Raw genomic sequence first — 1393 nt, 5'->3', positions numbered from 1 at the left:
TAAATTACCAGTCACCCATTGAATATAAAATGAATCTATGACCTTATCTTTTTGGTACTAAAAAGTGTGGACATACCAGGTTTCGTCTATTATCTGCCCATAGGCATTATACTGGCATTCGTAGAGGGTGTCACCTAAGCTGCCGGTAAGGGCTATGGGTGTGCCGAGGTGGTCGTTTTGATACCAGTAGAGTTTGATGTTGTCTTGCTGCGCATTGCCATGCACCAGGGCTAATGGGCGGTAAGAGTCTGGCTCGTAAAGGTAGCTTTGCCAGTGTTTATCGTTATCCGTTTCAGCAATAAGTTTACTACCTTGCCACAAATTTGTCTGGAACAAATTTGAACAACGCTTTAGTGTTGGCCCTGCAAGGGTGAGTCTCATGGATGAGACGAATACATAAACTCGGTAGTTTTACCATCCACAGTTTTGCTAGTACGACGGTTAAAGGCATCATAAGTATAAGTGATGATAAGCCCTGTCGGTTTAATCACTTTGATAAGTCGATGCCGGCAGTCGTATTGATAGTGGGTAACCAGACTGTGGTTTTTCCCGCGCTTTTCGGCAATTAGGTTACCAAAGCGGTCATATTCAAAGTATTTATCACTAAAAAAGGTTAACCGGTTGCCTTTGGCGATATTGGCATGAAAAGGCATAGGGGCTAGCGCTTGGGTTTCACTGATTTTATTGCCCGTTGGGTCGTAATCAAACTGCTCGACTTTTTCAGCATGATGCTGCTCGGGATTGACCTCAGGATAAGTCACTGTGTGTAATTGACCGGCGTTATCATAACGGTAACGGCGTGGCTGATGTCCGGTGATTTCGGCAAGCTGTCCGTTAGGATTATAGTGATACTGCTGTTGCCAAATTGGCGTTGGCGAGGTCTGGGTGCTGATATCATAACCATGATAACGTTGATGGGCAATAAGTTGCCCTAGCGGGTCATACTGGTAACGGTTAACCAGCCCATTACCCTGACGGCGTTCATACTCTCGCCCTTGTTTATCCCAACGAAAAGCGGCTAATGGCTGGTGGTCGAGTGTCATCCCCAGTAGCTGACCCTGATTGTAATGATATTCTAACCATTGCCCATCGGGCAGTTTAGTGCCATTGAGTAAGCCGGTGATTTCATCGTAGCGATGGCGGATAGTCGCCCAGTTTTGGTGCTCGGCCGTTAAACGACCAACTTTATTATATTCCCATCCTAAAACCGATTGCCCATCGAGTATTTGTGTTAATAATCCATTCTGATTGTAACTATAGTGCTCTTTTATGCCATCAGCTAGCTCTTTTACGATGAGTTTTCCACGGCTATCACGTTGGTAGCGGGTAATGAGCGGTTTTTCATCATGTTGGTTACCATACTCGTGTTTTTCAATTAAATAGCCATTTAAAT

Annotated in this window: 1 protein-coding gene and 1 pseudogene; both read right to left on the bottom strand. The window is 44.7% G+C overall.

Annotation, left to right across the window (positions count from 1 at the left end):
- Positions 1 to 57: 57 nt before the first annotated feature.
- Positions 58 to 381: an RHS domain-containing protein gene (locus tag A9G40_RS13030; RefSeq protein WP_065583367.1), complete on the bottom strand. Its 324-nt coding sequence runs from the start codon at positions 379 to 381 to the stop codon at positions 58 to 60.
- Positions 378 to 1393 (bottom strand): annotated as a pseudogene (locus tag A9G40_RS13025) (RHS repeat protein); the annotation flags it as partial. The gene A9G40_RS13030 and the pseudogene A9G40_RS13025, both read right to left, overlap by 4 nt.

The sequence above is a fragment of the Gilliamella sp. Nev3-1 genome (genome assembly GCF_001690435.1).
Lineage (GTDB): Bacteria > Pseudomonadota > Gammaproteobacteria > Enterobacterales > Orbaceae > Gilliamella > Gilliamella apicola_C.
Note: the sequence above shows the minus strand (reverse complement) of the source record. Positions and strands in the feature narration are given on the sequence as shown.